The organism is Agromyces sp. MMS24-JH15 (assembly GCF_043518605.1).
GTDB lineage: Bacteria > Actinomycetota > Actinomycetes > Actinomycetales > Microbacteriaceae > Agromyces.
Genome location: NZ_CP171358.1, coordinates 2,578,169 through 2,604,229 on the forward strand (window position 1 = coordinate 2,578,169; position 26,061 = coordinate 2,604,229).

The 26,061-nt window shown below is 73.7% G+C and carries 21 protein-coding genes and 1 pseudogene; 19 read left to right on the top strand and 3 right to left on the bottom strand.

Going from position 1 to position 26,061, the window contains the following annotated elements; all coding sequences use genetic code 11:
• The first annotated feature begins 45 nt into the window (after positions 1-45).
• From ACDF64_RS11660 to ACDF64_RS11670, 3 genes are all read left to right on the top strand, one after another.
• Complete coding sequence (locus ACDF64_RS11660; protein ID WP_394551458.1) at positions 46-1,203, top strand: sensor histidine kinase; 1,158 nt, start codon at positions 46-48, stop codon at positions 1,201-1,203.
• Positions 1,200-1,862, top strand: coding sequence for a response regulator (locus tag ACDF64_RS11665; RefSeq protein WP_394551461.1), 663 nt, complete (start codon positions 1,200-1,202; stop codon positions 1,860-1,862). Before ACDF64_RS11660 ends, ACDF64_RS11665 begins: the two co-directional genes overlap by 4 nt.
• A gap of 152 nt (positions 1,863-2,014) precedes the next feature.
• Positions 2,015-2,305 (top strand): SHOCT domain-containing protein, encoded by a 291-nt coding sequence (locus ACDF64_RS11670; protein ID WP_394551463.1) that lies wholly within the window; start codon positions 2,015-2,017, stop codon positions 2,303-2,305.
• Positions 2,306-2,358: 53 nt separating this feature from the next.
• On the opposite strand, the gene ACDF64_RS11675 is transcribed toward ACDF64_RS11670, so the two are convergent.
• Entirely contained in the window at positions 2,359-3,609 is a 1,251-nt protein-coding gene (locus ACDF64_RS11675; protein WP_394551465.1) for a low temperature requirement protein A, read from the bottom strand.
• Positions 3,610-3,642: 33 nt separating this feature from the next.
• Positions 3,643-4,827: an acetyl-CoA C-acetyltransferase gene (locus ACDF64_RS11680; protein WP_394551467.1), complete on the bottom strand. Its 1,185-nt coding sequence runs from the start codon at positions 4,825-4,827 to the stop codon at positions 3,643-3,645.
• A 173-nt stretch (positions 4,828-5,000) separates the two neighbouring features.
• On the opposite strand from ACDF64_RS11680, the gene ACDF64_RS11685 reads away from it, so the two are divergent.
• From ACDF64_RS11685 to ACDF64_RS11730, 10 genes are all read left to right on the top strand, one after another.
• Positions 5,001-7,250 carry an AMP-binding protein gene (locus tag ACDF64_RS11685; protein WP_394551469.1) on the top strand — a complete coding sequence of 750 codons (2,250 nt, stop codon included), beginning with the start codon at positions 5,001-5,003 and terminating at the stop codon, positions 7,248-7,250.
• On the top strand, positions 7,247-7,993 hold the full coding sequence (locus ACDF64_RS11690) for a 3-hydroxybutyrate dehydrogenase (protein WP_394551471.1): 747 nt from the start codon (positions 7,247-7,249) through the stop codon (positions 7,991-7,993). The genes ACDF64_RS11685 and ACDF64_RS11690 overlap by 4 nt, the downstream gene beginning before the upstream one ends.
• Positions 7,978-8,928, top strand: coding sequence for an alpha/beta hydrolase (locus ACDF64_RS11695; RefSeq protein ID WP_394551473.1), 951 nt, complete (start codon positions 7,978-7,980; stop codon positions 8,926-8,928). Before ACDF64_RS11690 ends, ACDF64_RS11695 begins: the two co-directional genes overlap by 16 nt.
• 62 nt (positions 8,929-8,990) lie before the next feature.
• Positions 8,991-10,121, top strand: a complete 1,131-nt coding sequence (locus ACDF64_RS11700) for an alpha/beta hydrolase (RefSeq protein WP_394551475.1) — start codon at positions 8,991-8,993, stop codon at positions 10,119-10,121.
• 123 nt (positions 10,122-10,244) lie between these two features.
• Positions 10,245-10,988 (top strand): hypothetical protein, encoded by a 744-nt coding sequence (locus ACDF64_RS11705; RefSeq protein WP_394551477.1) that lies wholly within the window; start codon positions 10,245-10,247, stop codon positions 10,986-10,988.
• A 75-nt stretch (positions 10,989-11,063) separates the two neighbouring features.
• The gene (gene ispG / locus ACDF64_RS11710) at positions 11,064-12,194 is read left to right on the top strand and encodes a flavodoxin-dependent (E)-4-hydroxy-3-methylbut-2-enyl-diphosphate synthase (RefSeq protein WP_394555130.1); all 1,131 of its coding nucleotides are present in this window, start codon (positions 11,064-11,066) and stop codon (positions 12,192-12,194) included.
• Between the two features lie 98 nt (positions 12,195-12,292).
• Positions 12,293-13,417 carry an acetamidase/formamidase family protein gene (locus ACDF64_RS11715; RefSeq protein WP_394551479.1) on the top strand — a complete coding sequence of 375 codons (1,125 nt, stop codon included), beginning with the start codon at positions 12,293-12,295 and terminating at the stop codon, positions 13,415-13,417.
• Positions 13,414-15,078 (top strand): AtzH-like domain-containing protein, encoded by a 1,665-nt coding sequence (locus tag ACDF64_RS11720; protein ID WP_394551481.1) that lies wholly within the window; start codon positions 13,414-13,416, stop codon positions 15,076-15,078. The genes ACDF64_RS11715 and ACDF64_RS11720 overlap by 4 nt, the downstream gene beginning before the upstream one ends.
• Positions 15,075-16,319: a pyridoxal-phosphate-dependent aminotransferase family protein gene (locus ACDF64_RS11725; RefSeq protein WP_394551483.1), complete on the top strand. Its 1,245-nt coding sequence runs from the start codon at positions 15,075-15,077 to the stop codon at positions 16,317-16,319. The genes ACDF64_RS11720 and ACDF64_RS11725 overlap by 4 nt, the downstream gene beginning before the upstream one ends.
• A 5-nt stretch (positions 16,320-16,324) precedes the next feature.
• Positions 16,325-17,602 carry an allantoate amidohydrolase gene (locus tag ACDF64_RS11730; protein ID WP_394551485.1) on the top strand — a complete coding sequence of 426 codons (1,278 nt, stop codon included), beginning with the start codon at positions 16,325-16,327 and terminating at the stop codon, positions 17,600-17,602.
• 40 nt (positions 17,603-17,642) lie between these two features.
• Here ACDF64_RS11730 and ACDF64_RS11735 read toward each other — a convergent pair.
• Positions 17,643-18,933: pseudogene (locus ACDF64_RS11735) on the bottom strand (FAD-dependent oxidoreductase).
• A gap of 125 nt (positions 18,934-19,058) precedes the next feature.
• On the opposite strand from ACDF64_RS11735, the gene ACDF64_RS11740 reads away from it, so the two are divergent.
• The 6 genes from ACDF64_RS11740 to rbfA all read left to right on the top strand — a co-directional run bounded on the left by ACDF64_RS11740 (position 19,059) and on the right by rbfA (position 26,048).
• Positions 19,059-19,343: a hypothetical protein gene (locus tag ACDF64_RS11740; protein WP_394551488.1), complete on the top strand. Its 285-nt coding sequence runs from the start codon at positions 19,059-19,061 to the stop codon at positions 19,341-19,343.
• Between the two features lie 48 nt (positions 19,344-19,391).
• Positions 19,392-21,191 carry a proline--tRNA ligase gene (locus ACDF64_RS11745; RefSeq protein ID WP_394551490.1) on the top strand — a complete coding sequence of 600 codons (1,800 nt, stop codon included), beginning with the start codon at positions 19,392-19,394 and terminating at the stop codon, positions 21,189-21,191.
• 60 nt (positions 21,192-21,251) lie between these two features.
• The gene (gene nusA, locus ACDF64_RS11750; protein ID WP_394551492.1) at positions 21,252-22,250 is read left to right on the top strand and encodes a transcription termination factor NusA; all 999 of its coding nucleotides are present in this window, start codon (positions 21,252-21,254) and stop codon (positions 22,248-22,250) included.
• A 45-nt stretch (positions 22,251-22,295) separates the two neighbouring features.
• Positions 22,296-22,541, top strand: coding sequence for a YlxR family protein (locus ACDF64_RS11755; protein WP_394551494.1), 246 nt, complete (start codon positions 22,296-22,298; stop codon positions 22,539-22,541).
• Positions 22,542-22,628: 87 nt separating this feature from the next.
• Positions 22,629-25,433, top strand: a complete 2,805-nt coding sequence (gene infB / locus ACDF64_RS11760; RefSeq protein WP_394555132.1) for a translation initiation factor IF-2 — start codon at positions 22,629-22,631, stop codon at positions 25,431-25,433.
• 141 nt (positions 25,434-25,574) lie between these two features.
• Positions 25,575-26,048, top strand: a complete 474-nt coding sequence (gene rbfA / locus ACDF64_RS11765; RefSeq protein ID WP_394551496.1) for a 30S ribosome-binding factor RbfA — start codon at positions 25,575-25,577, stop codon at positions 26,046-26,048.
• Positions 26,049-26,061 lie beyond the last annotated feature (13 nt).

Genomic DNA, 26,061 nt, shown 5'->3' on the forward strand with positions numbered 1-26,061 from the left:
CCGTGGGCCGATGCCGCCGCGTGCGGCCGTCGCTAGCATCGGAGGATGCCGCACCCGTCCGGGCAGGGCCCCTGGCCGCCTCCGCCCCGCGTGGTGCTGTTCGTGCCCGTCGTCGCGAGCCTGCTGATCCAGGTGCCCGCGACGGTCGCGGTGATCTGGTGGCAGCGCCCGGGACCCGTGGTCGGCGCGGCGCTCGTCGCACTCGCGATCGCCGGCCCCCTGGTGCTCCTCGCGGCGCGCCGCCTGCCCGGCCCGACCGTCGCGATCGAGTCGGGTCTCGCGCTCGCCGCGGTGCTCACCGGCGTCGACGGCCCGCCGTACGTCGCGCTCGCGTTCGCGATCGTGCTCGGCATGGCGCGCGGCGCGGTGGCGTGGGCCGCCGCGTCGGTCGCGACGGGATGGCTCGCCGCGATCGGGATCGGGGTGGCCGTCGGACTGGACTGGCACCCGTTCCGCGTCGTGCTCGCGACCGCGGGCCTCGCGGCGTGCTTCGCCGTCGGAGCGTTCGTGCGCGTGCGCCGCGCGCGGGCGGCCGAGTTCCGCGCCGAGGCGCAACGCCGCCGGCAGAGCGCCGAGGAGCGCGAGCGCGTGCGCATCGCGCGCGAGTTGCACGACGTGGTCGGGCACGCCCTGTCGCAGATCAACGTGCAGGCGAGCGTCGGGCTGCACCTCATGGACCGCGACCCGGAGCAGGGTCGCATCGCGCTCGCGAACGTCAAGGCGGCGTCGAAGCAGGCCCTCGAGGAGGTGCGGAGCGTGCTCGGGGTCATGCGCTCGGACGGCGAGGCGCCGCTCGCGCCGCAGGCGGGGTTCGACCAGTTGCCCGCACTCGTCGCGGGAGTGGGCTCGCCCGCGCTCGACGCCGAGCTCGACGACCGGCTCGACGCGCGCGACGGCCGGCCCGCGCATCCGGTGCAGCTCGCCGCCTACCGGATCGCGCAGGAGGCGCTGACGAACGTCGTCCGGCACGCCGACGCCGCGAGCGTCCGGGTCGTGCTCGAGCGCGAGGCGGGCGACCTCGTGCTGAGCGTCCAGGACGACGGCCGCGGGCTGCCGCCCGACGGGTCGGACGCGGTCGGCATGGGCGTGCTCGGGATGCGCGAGCGTGCTGCCCTCCTCGGCGGATCCGTCGAGATCGGCGCGGGTCCGGAGGGTCGCGGCACGCGCGTGCGCGCGCGCCTCCCGTGGAGCGTGGGCGGATGATCCGGGTCGCGCTCGCCGACGACCAGGCGCTGGTCCGCGCCGGGTTCCGCGCGCTGCTCGACGCCGAGCCCGACCTCGAGGTCGTCGTCGAGGCGTCCACGGGGTCGGAGCTCGTCGCCCGGCTGCGCGAGACGCCGGCCGACGTCGTGCTCGCGGACATCCGGATGCCTGACGGCGACGGGATCGAGGCGACCCGGCGCATCGTCGCCGACCCGGCGCTTTCGGGCGTGCGGGTCGTGATCGTCACGACGTTCGGGCTCGACGAGTACGTCGTCGCGGCCGTGCGCGCCGGCGCGAGCGGATTCCTCGTCAAGGACACCGAACCCGCCGAGCTCATCCGGGCGGTGCGTGCGGTCGCGTCGGGTGACGCGCTCCTGTCGCCCGGCGTCACGCGGCGGCTGCTCGAGCGACTCGCGGACGGCCTCCGGGAGGCGCCCGACCGCGCCGCGCTCGACGTGCTCACCGACCGGGAGCGCGAGGTTCTCCGCCTCGTCGGGCAGGGGCTCACGAACGACGAGATCGCCGCGAGCCTCGTGCTCAGCCCGCTGACGGCGAAGACGCACGTGTCGCGGATCATGTCGAAGCTGCACGCGCGCGACCGCGTGCACCTCGTGGTCGTCGCGTACGAGACCGGGCTCGTCGCACCGGGCTGGCGGTAGTCGGGGCGGCGGTAGTCGGCGCGGCCGCGCCGCGCGCATGCTCCCGGCGGAGCATCCGAAGTGCCTTCCCCGGGCGGATCCGGCCGCGCGCGATCCCGCCGAGAGTGGTCGCGACGGCCCGATCCGCGGGCCGGACGACGAAAGGTGCGACCATGCTCGCCTCCCTCACGACCGCCGCCGCGGTCGCCCATGTCGGCCCGTGGGCCGCCGGCTGGGGCTGGATGTTCTTCCTGATCCCGCTGTTCTGGATCCTGTTCTTCGTGCTGCTGTTCACGTTCCTCGGGCGCCGCTGGCGCCGGGCGGCGTGGAGCGGCGACGGCCCGCCGTGGGCGCGTGGCGGCGCCGAGCACACGCTCGCGGAGCGGTTCGCGCAGGGCGACATCGACGAGCAGGAGTACCGCGCGCGCCTCGAGGTGCTGCGCGCGAACCGGCCGAACGCCTGAGCCGGGCGCAGCCCGGCGTGCCCGGGACGCACGGGCCGCGACGGCGCGGGCGCTCAGCCGAGCGTCCGCGTCAGCGCCGCCGCCTGGTGCCGGTGGCCGACGGTCTCGTAGCCGACGATCACCACGAGCGGCGAACACGCCGTGAGCACGATGCCGACGCCGAGGCTCGCGCCTGCCGCGACGGCGACGACCGCGAGCCCGAGCGCGACCAGCGCGCCGACGAAGAGCAGCAGGTGGAACGGGTCGAACTGCATGAGCAGGATCGAGTACAGCGAGAAGAGCGCGACCGTGAACACCGCGACCGGCGCGACGACCGTGACGAGCGCGGCGATCTCGTCGATGTGGGCCGTGCCCTCGATGACGTAGGCGGCCACGTGCAGGCCCGCGCCCGTCGCCGCGAGCGACCCGATGATCAGGATGTGCCCGTACCCCCACGGGAACCCGCGCCGCGGATGCCTCGCGAGCACGGTCCCGGACGGCATCATGAAGTACACCCACCACAGCCCGAACGCGAGCGCCGTGCCGCCGAACGCGAGGAGGCCGGCCTCGACGCTCCACTGCTGCTCCTCGACCACGGCCGACACCGCGAAGATCGTGCCGAGCACGACCTCGCCGAGCGTGATGATGACGAGCAGGCCGTAGCGCTCGGCGATGTGGTGCGGGTGCCACGGCGTCCGGCCGAAGCGGAACTCCGCGAACAGCGGCGACGAGATCTCGAACAGGATGAGCACGGCCCACAGGAGCCAGGCGAGCTCCATCGGCGGGTCGATGAAGATCGCGAGGATCCATCCGGCCTGCGCGATCGCGATCAGGGTCGCGTAGGCGAGCGCGGTCCGACGGTGCGCGGGGTCGTGCCGCGCGACCCGCAGCCAGAGGGCCACCATCGCAACGCGCATGATCACGTAGCCCGCGACGACCACGCCGTTGTCGATGTGCTCGCCCTCGTCGATCGAGTGGAACAGCGGCGGCAGTCCGAGCGCGAGGACGAGCACGCCGAGCATCTGCACCATCGTCGCGATGCGGAAGAACAGGTCGTCGTTGTCGAACGCCGAGGCGAACCACGAGTAGTTGATCCACGCCCAGAAGATCGCGAAGACCGCGAACACGAACCCGCCGAACGCCGGCCCCCAGTGCCCGAGTTCGAGCAGGTGGGCGGCCTGCGTGCCGGTCTGGCCGAACGCGACGACGAACATCAGGTCGAAGAGCAGCTCGAGCGGCGTCGCCGCGCGGTGCGCCTCGCCCGGATCCCGGCCGGTCATGCGACGCATGCGGTGGTCGAGTCCGGTGTGCTCGGTCGTGGTCATGCCGTCATGGTGGCATCCGCCGCCGACGTGCGGCTACCTCGACAGCAGCAGCGCCTCGCCCTGGCCGCCGCCGCCGCACAGCGCGACCGCGGCGCGGCCGCCGCCGCGCCGGGCGAGCTCGAGCGCGGCGTGCAGCGCGATGCGCGCGCCCGAGGCGCCGATCGGATGCCCCAGCGCGATCGCGCCGCCGTCGACGTTGACCCGCTCGGGGTCGAGCCCGAGGTCGCGCGTCGACTGCAGCGACACCGCGGCGAAGGCCTCGTTGACCTCCACGAGGTCGAGATCGACGGCGTCCCAGCCCTCGCGCGCGAGCGCGGCGGCGATGGCGTTCGAGGGCTGCGAGTGCAGCGAGTTGTCGGGTCCGGCGACCTGTCCGGATGCCCCGATGACGGCGAGCCACGGCAACCCGCGCTCCTCGGCCCACGCTCGGCTCGCGACGACCACCGCGGCGGCGCCGTCCGACAGCGGCGAGGAGTTGCCGGCCGTGATCGTCCCGTCCGCCGCGAACGCGGGCCGGAGGCCGGCGAGCGTGTCGACGGTCGAGTCGGGGCGCACGCCCTGGTCGACGGCGACGACGACCGGGTCGCCCTTGCGCTGCGGGATCTCGACCGCGACGATCTCGTCGTCGAAGCGGCCGGCGGCCTGCGCGGCGCCGGCGCGGACGTGCGAGGCGGCCGCGATCGCGTCCTGCTCGGCGCGCCCGATCCCGAGGCGCCCGTTGACGCGCTCGGTCGAGGCGCCCATCGACTCCTGGTCGAATGCGTCGGTGAGGCCGTCGTACGCCGCGTGGTCGCGGAGCTCCCACGCGCCGTACCCCTTGCCGGTGCGCGAGCCGGGGAGCAGGTGCGGCGCGTTCGTCATCGACTCCTGGCCGCCGGCGACGACGACGGATGCCTCGCCGAGGCGGATCAGGCGAGCCGCGTCGGTGATCGCGACGAGGCCCGAGAGGCAGACCTTGTTGAGGGTCGTCGCGGGCACGCGCCACGGGATGCCCGCGGCGACGGCCGACTGCTTGGCCGGGTTCTGGCCGGCACCGGCCTGCAGCACCTGGCCCATGAGGACCTGGTCGACGTCGTCGGGCGAGATGCCCGCCTTCGCGATGGCGCCGCGGATCGCGATCGTGCCGAGCTCGACCGCGGACAGGCCGGCGAGGTTCCCGGAGATGCGGCCGAACGGCGTGCGGGCGCCGGCGAGGATGACGACTTCGGGCAGGGACATGCGGGGGACTCCTTCGTCTCGGGACCCGCCGGCGCCGGTGTTCGACCGGGTGCTTGCGCGGCGGTCGGATCCGGTTCTAGTGTACGTTCCTGAAACCTGAACCACCTGTCAGGTTCGGCGGCGTCGAGGGCGACGAGGGGGCGGCATGCGGGTCGGACCGGGAGCGTGGACGGATGCCTGACGGCGCACGCACGCTCGGGCGCTGGACCTCGGACCGCGCCCGGATCGCACCCGACGCGGTCGCGATCGAGGACCGCGGCGTGTCGACCACGTACCGCGAGCTCGACGACCGCGCCACGCGTCTCGCGGCGGGCCTCGCCGACGCCGGCTGCGAGGTCGGCGACCGGATCGCGACGATCACCGGCACGAGCGCCGACCACGTCGTGCTGTTCTTCGCGTGTGCGAAGGCCGGACTCGTGCTCGTCCCGCTCTCGTGGCGGCTGACCCCGCGCGAGCTCGCCGAGCAGCTGGGGACCGCCGATCCGGTCCTGCTGCTCGTCGAGGACGCATTCCGCGGCGCCGCCGACGAGGCGCTGCGGCTCCTGGGCCGGAGCATCCCGACCTCCGCGCTCGGCCCCGACGGCGTCGAGCATCGCGCGCCGGCCGTCGGCCCCGCCCTCCGCGCACCGCGCGTCGTCCAGGACGACGACCCGGTGCTCATCCTCTTCACGTCCGGGACCACGGCGCGTCCGAAGGGCGCGGTCCTCACCCACGCCAACTGCGACTGGACGAACCGGTCGCTCGAGGCGATCGTGCCGATCACCCACGACGACGTCGTGCTCGCGGTCCTGCCGCAGTTCCACGTCGGCGGGTGGAACATCCAGCCGCTCCTCGCCTGGCGTGTCGGGGCGACGGTCGTGCTCGAGCGCACGTTCGACCCCGGGCGCATCCTGCGGCTCATCGCCGAACGCGGGATCACCGCGATGATGGGCGTGCCCGAGACCTACCGCTTCCTCGCGGAACACCCGGACTTCGCGCGGGCCGACCTGTCGGGGCTCGCCCGGGCTGTGGTCGGCGGCGCCCCGATGCCGCGGGCGCTCCTCGGGACCTGGCACGACCGCGGCGTCGCGCTCGCGCAGGGGTACGGCCTCACCGAGGCATCCCCGAACGTGCTCTGCCTGCCCGCCGGCGAGGCGCGCGAGCGCGCCGGCTCGGCCGGGCTGCCGTACCCGCACGTCGAGGTCGCCGTCGCCGACCCCGTGACCGGCGAGGTGCTCGACGGCGCCGCCGAGGGCGAGCTGCTGGTCGCCGGCCCCGGCGTCTTCGCGGGCTACTTCCGTGACCCGGATGCCACGGCCGCGGTGCTCCGCGGCGGATGGCTGCACACGGGCGACCTCGTCCGGCGCGACGCCGACGGCTACGTCACGATCGTCGACCGGCTCTCCGACGTCTACATCTCGGGCGGCGAGGGCGTCGCGCCGGCCGAGGTCGAGGCCGTGCTGGGCGGCCACCCCGCGGTCGCCGACGTGGCCGTGGTCGGCGTCCCGGACGAGCGCTGGGGCGAGGCCGGCTCCGCCTTCGTCGTGCTCCGGCCGGGAGCCGACGTCGACGCCGACGTACTCCTCGGGTTCGCGCGCGGCCTCCTCGCCGGCTACAAGGTCCCGCGCGACGTGCGGTTCGTCGACGAGATCCCGCGGGCGGGCGCCTCCAAGGCGTTGCGCCGCGTCCTCGCCGAACGCGCCCGCTCGGCGCCGGCGATTGGGCCCGCGTCCGAGCCGGCATCCGAGCCCGGCGTCCGAGCCCGCATCCGAGCGGAGCCGCGCATGAGCCCCGCACCCCGCACCGCGCGCGGCGTCGAGACGCGCCGGCGTCTCCTGGAGGCCGCCGAGGACGTCTTCGCCGAGTCCGGCTACGCCGACGCCTCGGTGTCGCGCATCACCGAACGCGCGGGAGTCGGCCAGGGCACGTACTACCTGTACTTCGACTCGAAGCTGCAGGTGTTCGACGAACTCGTCGAGGACCTCAACCGCCGCGTGCGCCAGGCGATGAGCGCGGCCGCGCGCGGGGCATCCACCCGGCTCGAGGCCGAACGCGCCGGCTTCGCCGCGTTCTTCCGCTTCACCGCGGAGCATCCTGCGCTGTACCGGGTCGTCCGCGAAGCCGAGTTCGTGTCGCCGGGTGCGCTGCGGCTGCACTACACGCGCATCGTCGAGGGCTACATCGAGGGCCTGCGGCAGGCGCAGCTCGACGGCGAGATCTCCGACATCGACCCGACGGTCGCGGCGTGGGCGCTCATGGGCGTGGGCGAGATGATCGGCATGCGCTGGGTCCTGTGGGGGAACGGAGCCGGGGCGGGCCACGACGCCGACCCGCTGGCGTCGGGCACCGATGCCGTGCCCGAGCACGTGCTCGACGAGGTGATGCGGTTCATCGGCGGCGCGCTCGGACGCGGCGCGCGGACGGGGGAGGGGCAGGACGGATGAACGGACTCGAGGGTCGCCGCGCGATCGTGACCGGCGGCGCGAGCGGCATCGGGCTCGCGTGCGCCGAGGCGCTCGCCGCGGGCGGTGCCCACGTCACGATCGCCGACCTCGACGGCGACGGTGCCGACGCCGTCGCCGAGCGGATCGGCGGCTCGGCGTGGCAGGTCGACCTGGCCGACACCGCCGCGCTCGCCGGCGTGAGCCTCGACGCCGACATCCTCGTCAACAACGCGGGCATCCAGCACGTGCGCCCGATCGAGGAGTTCGAGCCCGAACGGTTCTCGCTGCTCCTGCGGATCATGCTCGAGGCGCCGTTCCTGCTGATCCGCGCGGTGCTGCCCGGCATGTACGAGCGCGGCTGGGGCCGCGTGATCAACGTCTCGAGCGTGCACGGCCTGCGCGCTTCCCCGTATAAGTCGGCGTACGTCGCCGCCAAGCACGGCCTCGAGGGACTGTCGAAGGTGACGGCGCTCGAGGGCGGCCCGCACGGGGTCACCTCGAACTGCGTGAACCCGGGCTACGTGCGCACGCCGCTCGTCGAGCGGCAGATCGCCGACCAGGCGCGCATCCACGGCATCCCCGAATCCGAGGTCGTGCCGAGGATCATGCTCACCGAGTCCGCGATCAAGCGGCTCGTCGAGCCCGCCGAGGTCGCGAGCCTCGTCCGCTGGCTCGCGAGCGACGACGCGGGCATGGTGACGGGCGCGAGTCACACCATGGACGGCGGATGGAGCGCCAGGTGACCGCGCCCGAGGTGATCGGCCCCGAGGTGACCGGGCCCGAGGTGGCCGGCCCCGAGGTGACCGGCCCCGAGCCGTTCGCGGCTCCGGTCCGCGGCGGCGAGCTCGCGGGCGGGCAGTGGCGCGCGGATGCCCCGGGCACGCCGATCCTCGCGATCCACGGCATCACGGCGAGCCACCGGGCGTGGCACCACGTCGCCGACGCGCTGCCCGACCGGCGGATCATCGCACCCGACCTCCGCGGCCGCGGCCGGAGTGCGGACCTGCCCGGCCCGTGGTCGCTCCGCGAGCACGCCGACGACCAGGTGCGCGTGCTCGACGCGCTCGGCGTCGACCGTGCGCTCGTCGTCGGGCATTCGATGGGCGCGTTCGTCGCGGTCCGGCTCGCGGCGGGGCATCCCGACCGCATCGCGGGCGTCGTGCTCGTCGACGGCGGCCTGCCGATCCCGCCGCCCGAGGGGCTCGCCCCCGACGAGGTCGCCGCGGCCGTGCTCGGGCCGGCGCTCGTCCGGCTCGAGATGCGGTTCCCCGACCACGCGGCGTACGCCGCGTTCTGGGCGGCCCACCCCGCGATCGGCCCCGCGTGGGACGACCGGGTCGCCGACTACGTCGCGTACGACCTCGTCGGCACGGCCCCCGCGCTCCGCTCGTCGGCCGTGCCCGCGGCCGTCGCCCAGAACGTGCTCGAACTCGACGGCGGCGACGGCTACGCCGAGGACCTCGCGTCGCTTGCGGCACCCGTCGACTTCGTGCGAGCCGGACGCGGGCTGCTCGACCAGCCGAAGGCCCTCTACCCGCCCGACCGGGTCGCTGCGCACGCCGCGCGGCTGCCCGCCCTGCGGGTGACGGAGACGTCGGGGCTCAACCACTACACGATCGTCATGTCGGATGCGGGTGCCGCGCAGGTCGCGGCCGTGGTGCGCCCGCACCCGGCGTGACGACCGAGGAGATCGTCTCCGCCACCGACCCCGCTCGCCATCGCACTCGAAGGAGCATCCGCATGACCGACACCGTCCGACCCGCCGTGGGCACGATCCTCCCCGGCATCACCGCGCGCCACGTGCGCACCCCGAGGTACACGGCCCACGTGCTCGAGCGCGAGCAGGATGCCCCGGGCGGGGCATCCGACCGCCCCACCGTGCTCCTCGTGCACGGCAACGTGTCGTCGTCCCTGTTCTGGCAGCCGCTCATGCTCGCGCTGCCGGACACGGTGCGCGCGATCGCCGTCGACCTGCGCGGCTTCGGCGGCAGCGAGGTCCTGCCGGTCGACGCGTCCCGGGGCGTCCGGGACTTCTCCGACGACGTCGCTTCGGTGATCGACGAGCTCGCGCTCGGCGCCGTGCACGTCGTCGGCTGGAGCATGGGCGGCGGGGTCGCGATGCAGCTGCTCCTGGACCGGCCCGAGCTCGTCGCGAGCCTCACGCTCGAGTCGACCGTCTCGCCGTACGGCTTCGGCGGCACCCGTCTCGACGGGTCGCTCCTGAACCCGGATGCCTCGGGCACGGGCGGCGGCGGCGCGAACCCGGACTTCGTCGCGCGGCTCGCCGCCGGCGACCGCACCGAGGAGGTCGGCACGTCGCCGCTCGCGGTGTACCGGTCGAGCTACGTCGCGCCCGGGTACGCGTCCGAGCTCGAGGCGGTCTGGCTCGAGTCGATGCTGACGACCGCGACCGGCGAGGGCAACTACCCCGGCGACGCGACCGCGAGCGAGCACTGGCCCGGCTTCGCGCCCGGCGCGCACGGGGTCCTCAACACCATGGCGCCGACCGTGTTCGACACGTCCGCGATCGTCGACCTCGAGCCCAAGCCGCCCGTCCTCTGGATCCACGGCGCCCTCGACGCGATCGTCGGCGACGCGTCGTTCTTCGACCTGAACACGCTCGGGCAGGCGGGCATCATCCCCGGGTGGCCCGGCGACGAGGTCGCGCCGCCGCAGCCCATGGTGTCGCAGACGCGCGCGGTGCTCGCGGCGTACGCCGCGCGCGGCGGCGCCGTGACCGAGGTCGAGTTCGACGACTGCGGGCACTCGCCGCACCTCGAGCGGCAGGTGGACTTCCGCGCGGCGCTGCTCGCGCTCGTGGCGTCGCCCGCGTCTGCTGCGTCGCCGGCGTCGGCCGCGTCGGCCGAATGAAGCGGGTCGACTCGCCCGATACGCGATCGTGATGCGGTGCGGCACCTCCGGGTGCCGCACCGCAGGCAGGATCGAGACAGGCGGCCCGACCTCCGGGGGCCGCGTTCCCGAGCCAGGAGTCCCATGTCCCGAACCCGCCGCGCCGTCACGCTCGCCGCCGTCGCCGTCTCGCTCGCGCTCGCCATGGGCGGGTGCGTCGGCGGGCCCCCGGCGCCGACTCCCAGCCCCGAGCCCTCGACACCGCTGCCGACCGACACCGCCGAGCCGATTGCGGCGCCCGTCGACCCGCTGGCCACGGTGACGGCGCTCGTGGCTCGGCCGGAGGCGCTGGAACTCCGCGATGCGAGCGGTGCCGTCGTCGCATCGCTCGACTACCTCGAGCCGGCGGGCCCCGCGATCGAGACCCTCACGCTCGTCTTCGGCGCACCGCCCGTCGACGAGGAGTACGGCGGATCGAACCACACGGTGCCCTCGACCGCGCACCGCTGGGACGGCTTCGAACTGTGGGAGAACCGATTCGTCGACCGGGCGGCCGAGTTCGCCGACGAGCCTCGGACGCTCCACCGGCCCAGCTACTCGGTGGTCTTCACCGCTCCGTCGCGGGCGGCGATCGAGCTGACGACCGAGCAGGGCGTCGAGGCCGGCACGTCGTGGACGGAGCTCGAGGCGATGCCCGGTCTCCAGGTGAACCCGAGCGGATGCTCGGGCCCGTACCTGGACTACATCGAGCGGGACGAGACGTGGCCCGACGGGACGATCCACGCGCAGCGGTTCGGCGTCGACTTCGTCGACTGGGAGCACTGGGACGATCCGAGCATCGTCAGCCGGGTCCGCGCCCCCATGCCGATCTACGACGGCTGCGCGTGAGGCATCCGATATCACGGGAACCCGCCGGAACGACGCGGAAGTAGACTCGACGACGTGCCTGCAGTGAATCTCGGAATGCCGAAGGTCCCCGAAGTCCTGGCCCCGCGACGCAAGTCCCGGCAGATCAAGGTCGGCAAGGTGCTCGTCGGCGGCGACGCCCAGGTGAGCGTGCAGTCGATGACGACGACGCCGACGCCGAACATCAACGCGACGCTGCAGCAGATCGCCGAGCTCACGGCCGCGGGCTGCGACATCGTCCGCGTGGCCGTGCCGAGCCGCGACGACGCCGAGGCGCTGCCGATCATCGCCAAGAAGAGCCAGATCCCGGTCATCGCCGACATCCACTTCCAGCCGAACTACGTGTACGCGGCGATCGACGCCGGGTGCGCGGCGGTGCGCGTGAACCCGGGCAACATCCGCAAGTTCGACGACCAGGTCGGCGAGATCGCCCGCCGGGCGAAGGAGGCGGGCGTCTCGATCCGCATCGGCGTGAACGCCGGCTCGCTCGACCCGCGACTGCTCCAGAAGTACGGCAAGGCGACGCCCGAGGCGCTCGTCGAGTCGGCGGTCTGGGAGGCGAGCCTCTTCGAGGAGCACGACTTCCACGACTTCAAGATCTCCGTGAAGCACAACGACCCGATCGTCATGGTGAAGGCGTACCGCCTCCTCGCCGAGCGCGGCGACTGGCCGCTCCACCTCGGCGTGACCGAGGCCGGGCCCGCGTTCCAGGGCACGATCAAGTCGGCGACGGCGTTCGGCATCCTGCTGAGCGAGGGCATCGGCGACACGATCCGCGTCTCGCTGTCGGCGCCGCCGGTCGAGGAGGTCAAGGTGGGCCTGCAGATCCTGCAGTCGCTCAACCTCCGCGAGCGCAAGCTCGAGATCGTCTCGTGCCCGTCGTGCGGCCGCGCGCAGGTCGACGTCTACAAGCTCGCGAACGACGTGACCGACGGCCTCGAGGGCATGAGCGTGCCGCTCCGCGTCGCGGTCATGGGCTGCGTCGTGAACGGCCCGGGCGAGGCGCGCGAGGCCGACCTCGGCGTGGCATCCGGCAACGGCAAGGGCCAGATCTTCGTGAAGGGCGAGGTCATCAAGACCGTCCCCGAGGCCGAGATCGTCGCGACGCTCATCGAGGAGGCGAACCGCATCGCCGCCGAGATGGGCGCGGATGCCCCGGTCGGCAGCCCGACCGTCGTGACCGCGTAGCCGCGGCGTCCCCGCTTCACACGCCGTTCACACGGCGCGCGCCATGATGGTGGCGAGCCGTCCCATCGGGAACCGACGGCCGCGACGAAGGGGATCGAGTGCAGCAGCCGACGACCGCGACGATCCTCCAGCCGGGCACGGGCCCGATCCCGCCGGGCGCGTACCTGGCCTCGACGCCGGGCACCGTGATCTGGGGCCGGCTTCCCTGCGAGACGGATGCCCCGGTGCTCGCGGTCGGCCCGGGCGACGTCGTTACGATCGACACCGTGAGCCACGAGGGCCTGCTGGAAGACCAGGGCTCCGACCCGCTCGCGTTCTTCGGCGCGCACGGCGTCGCGCCGGGCGACGTGCTCGCCGACGCGGCCGAGATCGTCGCGTCCGTCCGCCGCGACCCGGCGGTCGACGGCCCGCACGTCGTGACCGGTCCGATCCACGTCGCGGGCGCCGAGCCGGGCGACCTGCTCGCGATCACGGTCCTGGACGCCGTCCCGCGCGTGCCGTACGGCGTGATCTCGAACCGGCACGGCCGGGGCGCGCTGCCGGGCGAACTGCCGCGCGGCGAGGCGAACGTCAGCGTCTTCACGCCCGTCGCCGAGCGCGACGGCCGGCTCGTGGGCCTGCTCCCGGTCGTCGAGGGCGGCGACCGCGTGGTCGAGTTCCCGCTCGCCCCGTTCCTCGGCATCATGGGCGTCGCGGTCTCGGGCGACGAGCGCCCCCACTCGGTGCCGCCGGGCCCGCACGGCGGCAACGTCGACATCAACCTGCTCACGACCGGATCGACGATCCTCCTCCCGGTCCAGGTGCCGGGTGCGCTGGCCTACGTCGGCGACCCGCACTTCGCGCAGGGCGACGGCGAGGTCGCGCTCACCGCACTCGAGGCATCCCTTCGCGTGACGCTGCGCTTCGACGTCGTGCGGCGGGCCGACGCCCTCCGCGAGTACGGCGAGCTCGCCGGCCCGCTCGTGCGGACCGCCGAGTACCTCGTGCCGACCGGCATGCACGCCGACCTCGACGAGGCCATGCGCGCGTGCGTCCGGCAGGCGCTCTCGCTCATCCGCGCCCGGTGGGGGCTCGACGAACACCTCGCGTACGCGTACCTCAGCGCCGCGACCGACTTCGACATCTCGCAGGTGGTCGACCGGGTGTGCGGCGTGCACGCGCGGATCCGGCTCGCGGACTTCGATCGGGTCGTCCGCGACCCGGGAGCGGAGGAGGGACGATGACGGATGCCCCGGGCGCGATCCCGCAGGACCTCCTGGACGCCTTCGAGGCGTACGAGCGCGCGATCATGGCGAACGACCTCGATGCGCTCGACGCGGCGTTCGCACCGGGGCCCGAGACGCTCCGGGGCGACGCGGCCGGCCTCCTCGTCGGCCACGACGCGATCAGCGAGTTCCGAGGGCAACGCGGCGGGGTGCCGCCCCGCGAGATCACGCGCCTCGAGGTGCGTCCGCTCGGGCCGGACGCGGCGCTGCTCGTCTCGGTCTCGGAGTACCGCGACGGCGGGCGCGGCCTGCAGACCCAGCTGTGGGAGCGCCGCGACGGTCGCTGGCTCATCACCGCCGCGCACGTGACCGGCCGGGCGCCCGCGTTCGACCGGTCGATCTGGCGCACGGTCGGCGACCCGATGTACCAGGGCGCCTACGAGGGGCCGCTCGCCGGGCTCACGGTCGCGGTGAAGGACCTGTTCGCGATCAAGGGCTTCCGGATCGGCGCCGGCAACCCGTCCCGCCTCGCCGAGGCCGGCCCCGAGGCGACGACCGCGGCCGCGGTGTCCGACCTGCTTCGGGGCGGCGCGTCGATCCGCGGCATCGCCCGCACCGACGAGTTCGCGTACAGCATCGCCGGGCGGAACGCCCACTACGGGACCCCGCCCAACGGTGCCCTGCCGGGGGCGCTGCCGGGCGGCTCGTCGAGCGGACCGGCAGCGGCCGTCGCGCTCGGACAAGCCGAGGTGGGCCTCGCGACGGACACCGCGGGATCGATCCGGGTGCCGGCGTCGTACCAGGGTCTCTGGGGCCTGCGCACGACGCACGGCCTCGTGCCCCGCCAGGGGCTCGTGCCGCTCGCGCAGTCGTTCGACACGGTCGGCTGGCTGACCCGCGACGGCGCGACGCTCGAGCAGGTGGCGAGCTGGGCGATCGAGCGGCATGCCTCGGATGCCCCGGCCGCGGATGTCCCGGGCGGCCCGGGCGCACCGCGCGCCGATGCGCTGCCCCGGCGCCTGCTCGTCCCGGCCGAGGCGCTCGAGGCCGTGGAACCCGGGACCAGGGCGGCGTTCGAGGCGTGGCTCGCGCGGCTGTCCGGGCTCGACGTCGTCGACGGCGTCGAGGTCGGCCGGGTCGGCGACCTCGCGCGGCTGCAGGAGGGGTTCCGCGTCGTGCAGGCCGCGGAGGCGTGGCGGAACCACGGCGAGTGGGTCGCGGCGCACTCCGGGGCGCTCGGCGCCGATGTCGCCGCCAGGTTCGCCGCGGCATCCGAGGTCGCGCCGCAGGCCGAGCGCGATGCCCGGGCGCTGCTGGAGGCCGAGCGCGAGCGGATCCGGGCGCTCGTCGCGGACGCGCTGGTCGTCCTGCCGACCGCGCCCGGCCCGGCCCCGAGCCGGGCGGCGGCGGGCCGCGAGGTCGAGGCCGCGCGCGCGGCGACGCTCCGCCTCACCGTGCTCGCGGGCGTCGGCGGGCTGCCGGCGATCTCGGCGCCGTTCCTCACCGTCCCGTCGCCGCTCGGCGCGGCGCCGGTCGGCGCGTGCCTCATCGGTCCCGCCGAACGCGACGTCGACCTCGTTCGGCGGATGCGCGAACTCGGGGCCGCGACGGGCACCGAGGAGCCGCCGAGCCCCGACCCGAGTCATCCGAGTCCCACCGATCGACGGAGCCGCGCATGACCGAGACCGTCCCGCCCCAGATCGACCCGCCCGCGCGCCTGCTCATGGGGCCCGGGCCCGTCAACGCCGACCCGCGCGTGCTCCGCGCGATGTCGGCGCAGCTCGTCGGCCAGTACGACCCCTCGATGACGGCGTACATGAACGAGGTGATGGCGCTCTACCGGCGCGTGTTCGCGACGCGCAACGAGGCGACGCTCCTCGTCGACGGCACCTCGCGGGCCGGCATCGAGGCCGCGATCGTCTCGCTCGTGAAGCCGGGGGAGCTGGTCCTCGTGCCGATCTTCGGCCGGTTCGGACACCTGCTCGCGGAGATCGCCGAGCGCGGGGGCGCCGAGGTGCACACGATCGAGACGGCCTGGGGGCAGGTGTTCCCGACGTCCGCGATCGAGCGCGCGGTCGCGCGCGTGCGGCCTCGCCTCGTCGCGATCGTGCAGGGCGACACGTCGACGACCATGAACCAGCCGCTCGACGAGCTCGGCGACGTGTGCGCGAGGTACGGCGCGCTGCTCTACGCCGACGCGACCGCGTCGCTCGGCGGCAACGACTTCGAGATGGACGGCTGGCGCATCGACGCGGCGACCGCGGGCCTGCAGAAGTGCCTGTCGGGCCCCAGCGGCTCGGCGCCGATCAGCCTGTCGGATGCCGCGGTCGACGTGATCCGCGCGCGCAAGCGCATCGAGGCCGGCATCCGCGATCCGCGCCTCGACGGCGACCCCGACGACGCGTCGCCCGACTTCGTGCGTTCGAACTACTTCGACCTCGGCCAGGTGCTCGACTACTGGGGCCCGCGGCGCCTCAACCACCACACCGAGGCCACGAGCATGCTCTACGCGGCGCGCGAGTGCGCGCGGATCATCCTCGAGGAGGGGCGGCAGCAGGTCATCGACCGGCACCGGGTCGCGGGCGGCGCGATGCTCGCGGGCGTGCAGGCGCTCGGCCTGCGGGTCTTCGGCGACGTCGCCCACAAGATGCACAACGTCGTCGCGGTCGAGATCCCGGCGGGGGTCGACGGGGAGGCGGTCCGCGGCGCGCTCCTCGGCGACTTCGGCATCGAGATCGGCACGTCGTTCGGGCCGCTCGCGGGCCGGGTCTGGCGGATCGGCACGATGGGCCACAACGCGCGCAAGGACGCCGTCCTCACGACCCTCGCGGCGCTCGAGCAGGTGCTGCGCCGCGCGGGCGTCCCGGTCGGCGCGGGCACCGGCGTCGACGCCGCGATCGACGCGTACCGGGCGGCCTGACGCGGATGCCCCGACCGCTCCTCGACCTCGCCCCCGACGCGATCGCGACCGCGGCGCGCCGGGTCATGTCCCGGTGCGACGACCTCGCCGCGATCTCGTCGATGGACGGCGGGATCGAGCGCGTCTACCTCTCGCCCGAGCACGCCCGCGTCAACCGGATCGCCGCCGACTGGATGCGCGAGGTCGGCCTCGCACCCCGGCAGGACGCGGCCGGCAACCAGCTCGGACGCGTCGACGGACGGGACCCGGATGCCCCGGTGCTGATGCTCGGCTCGCACCTGGACACCGTGCCCGACGCGGGCCGCTACGACGGGATCGCGGGCGTGCTCATGGCGATCGAGGTCGTGCGGCTGCTCGCGCGGGAGATCCCGTCGTTCCCGTTCGGCGTCGAGGTCGTCGCGTTCAGCGACGAGGAGGGGGCCCGGTTCGGCAAGGCCCTGCTCGGCAGCTCGGCGGTCGCGGGCGCGTGGGACCCGGCGTGGTGGGAGCTCGCCGACCAGGACGGCGTCACGCTCCGGCAGGCGTTCCTCGAGTTCGGCCTCGACCCGTCGCGGATCGCGGAGGCCGCGCGCCGCCCGGACGAGCTCGCGGGCTACCTGGAGGCGCACATCGAGCAGGGTCCGAGGCTCGACCGCGCGGGCGAATCGCTCGCCGTCGTCTCCTCGATCGCGAGCGCCCGCCGCTTCCAGCTCGCGGTGCACGGCGAGGCCAGACACGCGGGCGGCACGCCCTACGACGCACGGCGCGACGCGCTCATCGGCGCGAGCGAGGCGGTCGTCGCGGTCGAGCGGATCTGCCGGGCGCAGCACCACGTCATCGGCACGGTCGGCCAGCTCGAGGCGTTCCCGGGCGCGGTCAACATCGTGCCCGGGGAGGCGCGGTTCACGCTCGACCTGCGGGGCGAGTTCGACGGCACGCGCGATGCGGCCTGGACCACGATCGCGGCCGAGCTCGACGAGATCGCGGGCCGTCGGGGCCTGCGCTGGGAGGCGCGCGAGCTCCACACGGCCGGCGCGGTGATGTGCGCGCCGACGCTCATGGACGTCGTGCGCGCGGGCATCGAGGAGGGCACGGGCCAGCGGGTTGCCCCGAGCCTGTTCAGCCCCGCCGGGCACGACGCGATGTCGATCGGGCGCATCGCCGATGTGGGCATGCTGTTCCTGCGCAACCGCGACGGCATCAGCCACCATCCCGACGAGTCGGTCGCGGTCGAGGATGTCGCGCGAGGCATCCGCGCGCTCGCCGAGGCGGTCGCCCACCTGGCCGACGAGCGCTCGCGCTGAGCGCGCCGCGGGCGCTCGGCCGCGGGTCCGGGCGCGCGGTTCAGCCGACCGGCGCAAGCAGGCCGAGTCGCCGCGAGTCGGGTGCGAGCCCGCGGGCGACCGTGACCGCCGAGCGCACCGCGCTCTCGTGCGAGTCGACGTCGTGCGACCAGTGGCCGGCGACCCACAGCCCGTGCGCGCCGTTCAGCGCGCGCAGCCGGGCCTGCGCGTCGAAGTGGTCGGGCGTGATCCGGCTGTGCTCGTACGTGGCGAGCGCGTGCAGGTCGCGGGGCGGGTCCCGGTCGAAGGTCACCCAGCTCTTGAACACGGGCGCGCCGAGTCGCGGGTTCGACACCGACAACGAGCTGTGCGTTCCATCCCACCGCGCGTTCACGACCGACCAGGATGCCTCGTGCGCGGGCATCAGCCGGCGGTCGCCGTGCACCGCGATGGTCGTGGGGAACGTGCCGAACCGTGCGAGCTGGGCTTCCACGGGCTCGACGCCGCGGACCCCCGCGACGAGCGCCCGGGCCCGCCGGGGCGCGCACGCGAGCACGAGTCGGTCGAAGCGGTGCGTGCCGCCCGAGGCATCCGTCACCTGCCAGCCGTCGGCGTCGCGGACCGCGCGCACGGCCTCGACGCCGACGCGCACGCGCGTGCGGCCGAGCGAGGCCGCGAGCGCGTCGACGTAGGTGCGCATGCCGCCGGGGATCTCGCTCTGCACGGGCGCGCGGAGGCCGGCCGCGCGGAGGCCGGCCGCGGCGTTCGCGCCGAGGTAGTAGAGCGCGTTGTACGCCGAGAACCCGAGGAACTCGTCGCGGTCGACGCACCAGAACGAGAGCAGCAGCGGCAGCAGGAAGGCGTCCACGAAGCGCTTCGGCTGGCGCGATCGCTCGAGGTGCTCGGCGACCGTGATCGTGGTGTCGTGCGCGGCGAGGAAGGCCGGGAGCCCGTCGAGGAACGACCGGAACCGGATGAGCGTCGCGAGCGAGTGCGGAGCGAGCGATGGCAGGATCGGGACGCCGCCGCGGACCGGCGGCATGGCGATCGGACGTCCCCCACGCGTGTCGGAGACGGTCAGGGTCGCCGGGTACGGACTCGCGCGGGACGTCGAGGGCGTCGAGGAGCCCGTTGAACGCCGCGTAGTGGTCGCCCGGGGAGAAGAACTGGAAGCCGGCGTCGACCGCGATCCGGCGCCCGTCGACGTCGACGTCGAGCGTGTGGGCGTGGCCGCCGAGGCGGTCGTCGCGCTCGAGGACCGTGACCTCGTGGTGGTCGTCGAGGAGCCACGCGGTCGCGAGTCCTGCGGCGCCCGCGCCGACGATGCCGATCCGGAGCGGGGTCCCGTGCACGCGCCCACCCTAGCCCCGTGCGCCCGACCGGCTCGGGGTGGTGCCGGCGGGCGCGCCGGACGACTAGGTTGGGCCCGAACGGATGCCGGGGGCATCCATGGCGCACGCCGGACGAGGGGGTCGTGATGAGCGGCGGGGGAGCGGAGTTCGAGTACCCGGACGAGGCGGGGTATCCCGACGGCACGGGGACGCTGCACGAAGGCGTCGACGGCGACGCCGTCGAGGTGACCGGCGGCGGGGCATCCGGAGGCGGGGCGTTCCCCGACTCCTGGGGGGAGCCCGACGAGATCGACCGCGAGGCCGAGACCGGTCGCGAGGGCGAGAACGACCGCGAGGCCGAGGTCGACCGCGAGGCCGGCGAGATCGACGCGTTCGCCGAGTCCGACGAGGAGGACGACGAGGGCGTCTGATCCGACCGCGTGGACGGCCGGGAATCCGCCGCTCACTAGAATCGTGGGGTGCCCACACGCCTCACGAACTTCTTCCTCCGCACGCTCCGCGAAGACCCGGCCGACGCCGAGGTCCAGAGCCACCGTCTGCTCGTCCGCGCCGGTTACATCCGCCGTCAGGCGCCGGGCATCTTCGCGTGGCTGCCGCTGGGCCTGCGGGTCAAGGCCAAGATCGAGCGCGTCATCCGCGAGGAGATGACCGCCGCCGGTGCGCACGAGGTGCATTTCCCGGCGCTGCTGCCGCGTGAGCCCTACGAGGTCACGAACCGCTGGACCGAGTACGGCGACGGACTCTTCCGCCTCCAGGACCGCAAGGGCGGCGACTACCTGCTCGCACCGACGCACGAGGAGGTCTTCACGCTGCTCGTGAAGGACCTCTACTCCTCCTACAAGGACCTCCCGCTCACGATCTTCCAGATCCAGGACAAGTACCGCGACGAGGCGCGGCCTCGCGCCGGCCTCCTGCGCGGCCGCGAGTTCACGATGAAGGACGCGTACTCGTTCGACGTCTCCGACGCGGGTCTGGATGCCTCGTACCAGGCGCAGCGCGACGCGTACGAGCGCATCTTCGCGCGCCTCGGGCTCGAGTACGTCATCGTCCAGGCCGACGCCGGTGCGATGGGCGGGTCGAAGTCGGAGGAGTTCCTCCACCCGACGCCCGTCGGCGAGGACACGTTCGTCCGCTCGGCGGGCGGCTACGCCGCGAACGTCGAGGCGTTCACGACCGTCGTGCCCGAGTCGATCCCGTTCGACGCGCTCCCCGAGCCGGTCGTGCTCGACTCGCCGAACACGCCGACGATCGCGACCCTCGTGGACCTCGCGAACGCCGAGTACCCGCGGCCCGACGGCCGCGCGTGGACCGCGGCCGACACCCTGAAGAACGTCGTGCTCGCGCTCACCCACCTCGACGGCACCCGCGAGGTCGTCGTCGTCGCCGTCCCCGGCGACCGCGAGATCGAGCAGAAGCGCGTCGAGGTGGCGTTCGCGCCCGCCGACGTCGAGCCGGCCACCGAGGCCGACTTCGCGAAGCACCCCGGGCTCGTGAAGGGCTACATCGGCCCCTGGTCGCCCGACGGCGCCGTGCTCGGCGCGGAGTCCTCGACCGGCATCCGGTTCCTCGTCGACCCCCGCGTCGTCGACGGCACCGAGTGGATCACGGGCGCCAACCTCGACGAGAAGCACGTGTTCGGGCTCGTCGCGGGCCGCGACTTCGTCGCCGACGGCGTCGTCGAGGCCGCGAACGTGCGCGCCGGCGACCCGGCGCCCGACGGCTCCGGTCCGGTCGAGCTCGCGCGCGGCATGGAGATCGGCCACGTGTTCCAGCTCGGGCGCAAGTACGCCGAGGCGCTCGGGCTCAAGGTGCTCGACGAGAACGGCAAGCTCGCGACCGTCACGATGGGGTCGTACGGCATCGGCGTGACGCGCATCCTCGCGATCATCGCCGAGCTGAACAACGACGAGAAGGGCCTCGTCTGGCCGGCCTCGGTCGCGCCGTTCGACGTGCACGTGCTCGCGACCGGCAAGGACCAGGCGGCGTTCGACGCGGCCGAGCAGGTCGTCGCCGACCTCGAGGCGGCCGGATACGACGTGCTCTACGACGACCGCCCCAAGCTGTCGCCCGGCGTGAAGTTCGCCGACGCCGAGCTCCTGGGCGTCCCGAAGATCGTGATCGCCGGCCGCGGCGTCGCCGACGGCGTGGTCGAGGTCTGGGATCGCCGCACCGGCGATCGCACCCCGGTCGCGATCGGCGAGGTCGTCGGGACGCTCCGCGCGGAGCGGTTGGATGACTCGCCCCGAGTCATCCGGTAACGTAGTGAGGTCCGCAGCGAGGGGATGCGGCAACTGAGAGCTGAATAGAGGAGGCCGGCGATGGATATCGACCTCAGCGTGCTTCGCATGATGGAGCGCGAGAAGGAGATCCCGTTCGACGAACTGGTGCACATCATCGAGCAGGCGATCCTGATGGCGTACGTCAAGCATGCCGACCCCACCGCGCACGGGCATGTGAACCCGACCGGTGCGCGCGCGCAGCTCGACCGCAAGACGGGCCATGTCTCGATCCTCGTGCCCGAACTCGACGAGGATGGCGAGGTGATCGGCGAGGTCGAGGACACCCCCAGCGACTTCGGCCGGATCGCCGCGTTCGCGGCCAAGCAGGTGATCAACCAGCGGCTGCGGGACATCGCGGACGACGCCGTGCTCGGCGAGTTCCGCGGGCGCGAGGGCGACATCGTCGCGGGCGTGATCCAGCAGGGGCCGAACCCCCGCATGGTGCACGTGGACCTCGGCCCGGTCGAGGCGATCCTGCCCCCCGAGGAGCAGGTGCCCGGCGAGGAGTACCCGCACGGCCAGCGCATCCGCGTGTACGTGACGAGCGTGTCGAAGGGGCCGAAGGGCCCGTCGGTCACGGTCTCCAGGACCCACCCGGCGCTCGTGCGCAAGCTGTTCGCGCTCGAGGTCCCCGAGATCGCGAACGGCGTCGTCGAGATCGTCTCGCTCGCACGCGAGGCCGGCCACCGCACGAAGATCGCGGTGCGGGCGAACCAGCCCGGCGTGAACGCGAAGGGCGCGTGCATCGGCGAGCTCGGGCAGCGCGTGCGCGCGGTCACCGCCGAGCTCGGCAACGAGAAGATCGACATCGTCGACTGGTCGGACGACCTGGCGACGTTCGTCGCCTCGGCGCTCTCGCCGGCGAAGGTCACGAGCGCGTTCGTGATCGACGCGTCCACGCGGGCGGTCCGGGCACTCGTGCCCGACTACCAGCTGTCGCTCGCGATCGGCAAGGAGGGCCAGAACGCCCGCCTGGCCGCGAAGCTCACCGGCGCGAAGATCGACATCCAGCCCGACTCCATCCTCGACCAGGGGTGAGCCGGGCGCACGCGGCCGTCGGCCGGGTCGACCCGGGGGTGTAGGATGGAGCCCGTCAGAACGTGCATCGGCTGCCGTTCGCGCGCCCCGCGATCCTCACTTCTGAGGGTCGTCCTCCAGGATTCCCGAGTCGTCGCTGATGCGACGGCGGTGCGTCCGGGCCGGGGTGCGTGGCTGCATCCGACGCACGAGTGCTTCCGACTCGCAGAACGCAAGCGCGCCTTCGGGCGGGCGCTGCGCCGACCGGGCGAGCTGGACACCAGCGATGTAGAGAACAGGCTGAACGGCTAATGGACCAGTAATGAGCGGCTCGAAATGAGACCCGTCCACTGATATCGGTCTGCCCCTGTCCGGGTGCAGGCCCGGAACAGGAGAGAAGTGGCTGCCAAACCACGCGTACACGAGATCGCCGCTGAGCTCGGCGTCGACAGCAAGGTCGCCCTCGAGAAGCTCAAGGAGATGGGCGAATACGTCAAGGGCTCGTCGTCCTCGATCGAGCCGCCCGTCGCCCGGCGACTGAAGGCCGCGCTCGAGGCCGACGGCGCCAAGCAGGGCGCCGCGCCCGCAGCGCCTTCGGCGACCGCACCGAAGCCCGGCGCGCCGCGCCCGGCCGCACCCAAGCCCCCGGCACCGGCGCCCGCGGCGCCCGTCGCCGACGCGCCGATGACCGTCGCCGAGCGCCAGGCGCAGGCCGAGAAGGCCCTCGCCGAGAAGGCGCAGGCCGAGAAGACCGAGGCCGCGCAGGCGCCGGCCGAGACGACCCCGGCTGCCGCACCGGCCGCCGATGTCGCCACGTCCGACTCCGCCGGGACCGGCCCGAAGCCGGGCGCTCCGCGCCCCGGCCCGAAGCCGGCCGCCTCGCGCCCCGGCAACAACCCCTTCTCGAGCTCGCAGGGCATGGGCCAGCGGCCCGCCGCCCCGCGTCCGGGCAACAACCCGTTCGCGAGCGCGCAGGGCATGGGCCAGCGCCCGTCGCCCGGCAACATCCCGCGGCCCCAGGCTCCGCGTCCGGGCGCTCCGCGCCCCGGTGCTCCGCGTCCGGGCGCCCCGCGTCCGGGCGGTGCCCGCCCCGGCGGCTTCCAGCGCCCCGGTGGCGCGGGTGCCGGCGGTGCCGGTCGTCCCGGCTTCGGCGCCCCGCGTCCGGGCGGTGCGCCCGGCGCCGGCGCGCGTCCGGGCGGCGCGCCCGGCACCGGCTTCGGCGCTCCGCGTCCCGGCGGCGGCGGTGGCCGCGGTCGCGGCCCCGGCGGCGGCACGGCCGGCGCGTTCGGTCGCGGTGGCGGCAAGTCGAAGGCGCGCAAGTCGAAGCGGACGAAGCGGGCGGAATTCGAGATGCGGGAGGCCCCGTCGCTCGGCGGCGTCAGCGTCCCGCGCGGCGACGGCAACACCGTCATCCGCCTGCGTCGCGGCTCCTCGATCTCGGACTTCGCCGACAAGATCGATGCGAACCCCGGTTCGCTCGTGACCGTGCTGTTCCACCTCGGTGAGATGGCGACGGCGACCGAGTCGCTCGACGAGGCCACCTTCGAGGTGCTCGGCGCCGAGCTCGGCTACAAGATCCAGGTCGTCTCGCCCGAGGATGAGGACCGCGAGCTCCTCGAGGGCTTCGACATCGACCTCGATGCCGAACTCGACGAGGAGGGCGACGACGTCCTCGAGCAGCGTCCGCCCGTCGTGACCGTCATGGGTCACGTCGACCACGGTAAGACGCGACTGCTCGACGCCATCCGCAATGCGAACGTGGTCGCCGGCGAGGCCGGTGGCATCACCCAGCACATCGGTGCGTACCAGGTGCACACCGAGCACGAGGGCATCGAGCGCGCCATCACCTTCATCGACACCCCGGGTCACGAGGCGTTCACCGCCATGCGTGCCCGCGGTGCGCAGGTGACCGACATCGCGATCCTCGTGGTCGCGGCCGACGACGGCATCATGCCCCAGACGATCGAGGCGCTGAACCACGCGCAGTCGGCGAACGTGCCGATCGTGGTCGCGGTGAACAAGATCGACAAGGAGGACGCCAACCCGGCCAAGGTGCGCCAGCAGCTCACCGAGTTCGGGCTCGTCGCCGAGGAGTACGGCGGCGACGTCATGTTCGTCGACGTGTCGGCTCGCAACAACATCGGCATCCAGGACCTGCTCGACGCGGTGCTCCTCACCGCCGACGCGGGCCTGGACCTGCGTGCGAACCCGAACAAGGACGCCCGCGGTGTCGCCATCGAGGCGAAGCTCGACAAGGGTCGCGGTGCGGTTGCGACCGTGCTCATCCAGTCGGGAACGCTGCGGGTCGGCGACGCGATCGTCGCGGGCACGGCCTACGGCCGCGTCCGTGCGATGGCCGACGAGAACGGCGACCCCGTGACGGCCGCGACCCCGTCGCGCCCCGTGCAGGTGCAGGGCCTCTCGAGCGTGCCTCGGGCCGGCGACACCTTCCTCGTCACCGAGGAGGACCGCACGGCGCGTCAGATCGCCGAGAAGCGCGAAGCCGCGGAGCGCAACGCGCAGCTGGCCAAGGCCCGCAAGCGCATCTCGCTCGAGGACTTCACCCGTGCACTCGAAGAGGGCAAGGTCGAGTCGCTCAACCTCATCATCAAGGGTGACGTGTCGGGTGCCGTGGAGGCGCTCGAGGAGTCGCTCCTCAAGATCGAGGTCGACGACTCGGTGCAGCTGCGCATCCTCCACCGCGGTGTGGGTGCGATCACCGAGAGCGACGTCAACCTCGCGACGATCGACAACGCGATCATCGTGGGCTTCAACGTGCGCCCCGACACGAAGGCGCGCGAGCGCGCCGCTCGCGAGGGCGTGGACATCCGCTTCTACTCGGTGATCTACAACGCGATCGACGAGATCGAGGACTCGCTGAAGGGCATGCTCAAGCCCGAGTTCGAAGAGGTCCAGTCGGGTGTGGCCGAGATCCGCGAGGTGTTCCGCTCCTCGAAGTTCGGCAACATCGCCGGTGTCATCGTGCGGTCGGGAACGATCACGCGAAACGCCAAGGCGCGCGTCATCCGCGATGGCGTCGTCGTCGGCGACAACCTCGCGATCGAGTCGCTCCGCCGGTTCAAGGACGACGTCACCGAGGTCCGCACGGACTTCGAGTGCGGTATCGGCCTCGGCAAGTTCAACGACATCCAGGTCGGCGACGAGATCGAGACCATCGAGATGCGGGAGAAGCCCCGCGCGTGATCGCCGGTCGGGGCCGCGGCTCCTCCACGTGAGGAGCCGCGGCCCCGCACCCCGATCCGCCCGAAGCGAAGTTCCGGAGGCCCCGAACATCCGCGCGGCGCATGCGTCGCGCGGCTCGGGGACGAGGAGAGGGAGGGAATCATGGCCGACCCGCAGCGCGCCAGGAAGCTGGCGGACCGCATCAAGGAGATCGTCGCGCGACGGCTCGACAAGGGCCTGCGCGACCCGAGGCTCGGCTTCGTGACCATCACGGATGTCCGCGTGACCGGCGACCTGCAGCACGCGAGCATCTTCTACACCGTGTACGGCACGGAGGAGGAGCGGACGGATTCCGCGGCCGCGCTGAAGGCCGCGACCGGGATGCTCCGGACCGAGGTGGGGCGCAACATCACGGCCCGCATCACCCCGTCGCTCGAGTTCATCGCCGACGCGATCCCCGAGAACGCCGAGCACATCGAGTCGCTGCTGCGCGAGGCGCGCACGCGCGACGCCGAGACGGTCGCGCTGGCCGCGAACGCGGAGTACGCCGGCGACGCCGACCCGTACGTGAAGCCGCGCGAGCTCGAGGACGACGAGGACGACTGGGACGACGCGGAGGCCGGCGGAGCCCGCTGACCCTTTCGCGGTG